The sequence below is a fragment of the Albidovulum aestuarii genome, from assembly GCF_029961185.1.
GTDB lineage: Bacteria > Pseudomonadota > Alphaproteobacteria > Rhodobacterales > Rhodobacteraceae > Albidovulum > Albidovulum aestuarii.
This window is the reverse complement of record NZ_JASBQQ010000024.1, coordinates 1-1225: the sequence shown is the minus strand read 5'-3', so window position 1 is coordinate 1225 and position 1225 is coordinate 1. Positions and strand designations below refer to the sequence as shown.

Annotated in this window: 1 protein-coding gene; it reads right to left on the bottom strand. The window is 61.1% G+C overall.

Annotation, left to right across the window (positions count from 1 at the left end):
* Nucleotides 1-18: 18 nt before the first annotated feature.
* A protein-coding gene (locus QKW60_RS20970; protein WP_282371659.1) for an IS3 family transposase occupies nt 19-1166 on the bottom strand; the annotation gives its coding sequence in 2 pieces (ribosomal slippage) (nt 19-923 and nt 923-1166; 1149 coding nt in all).
* Nucleotides 1167-1225 lie beyond the last annotated feature (59 nt).

Here is a 1225-nt window from a genome sequence, read left to right as displayed (position 1 = left end):
TGAGGTGCCCCTAGTTTTCTAGACACCCGCCTTGGTCAGTTTCTGCTGCCTGATCTCGAAATCAACGGGCGACAGCATGCCGTTGTTCGTGTGCTTGCGTTTCGGGTTATAAAACATCTCGATGTAGTCGAACACGTCCTGCCTGGCGGCATCGCGGGTCGGGTAGGTACGACGCCGGATCCGTTCCCGTTTCAGGAGCTGGAAGAAGCTCTCGGCGACAGCGTTGTCGTGACAATTGCCGCGTCTGCTCATGCTGGGTTCCACATCATGCTGGCGCAGGAATGTCTGCCACTCCCGGCTGGTGAACTGGGAACCCTGGTCTGAGTGGACCATGACCCTACCTGTGGGTTTGCGCCGCCACACGGCCATCAGCAGGGCTTGCAGGGCGAGGTCCGTCGTCATGCGGGACTGGGCGGACCAGCCGACAACCCGGCGCGAGTACAGATCGATGACGACGCACAAGTACAGCCAGCCTTCATGGGTCTTGATGTAGGTGATGTCGGTCACCCAGACCTGATCGGGCTGAGAGGCATCGAAGCATTGCTCCAACCTGTTCTCAGCGACGACAGCAGGCTTGCCGCCATATCGGCCGGGGCGGCGCCTGTAGCCGATCTGCGCAGCGATCCCGGCCAGTGACGCCAACCGGGCAACACGGTTCTCCGAGATGCTTTCGCCCTGATCGCGCAGATCATCCGTCAACTTGCGGTAGCCATAGACCTTGCCGCTGTCGGTCCAGGCTTGGCGGACCAGCTCGGTCTGACGCGCATCCTCCTGCGCGCGGTGGCTTAACGGTTCCTTAAGCCATGCATAGAAGCCGGAGAAATGGACCCGCAGCACCCGGCACATGGCCCGGACGCCGAACTCCACGCGATGCGCCCGGATGAAGGCGTACTTCATTGGGACTCGCGCGCGAAGTACGCCGTTGCCTTTTTTAGGATGTCGCGCTCCTCGGTCACCCGAGCCAGCTCGCGCTTCAGGCGCCGGTTCTCGGCCTCGTGGTCCACACCCGGCTTTGACGTCGGCTCCCCGAACACCTTTAGCCACTTATAGAGAGAATAAGTGCTGACGCCCAAGCGCCGGGATACCTCCCGAACTGGATAGCCACGGACAGTGATCTGATGCACCGCGTCCCGCTTGAACTCGTCGCTGTAGTTGCTTGTCCCCATCTCGGCCTCCTCGCCTCAAAGTTAGGGGGCAAAGCGTCTACAAATCTAGGGGCACCTCA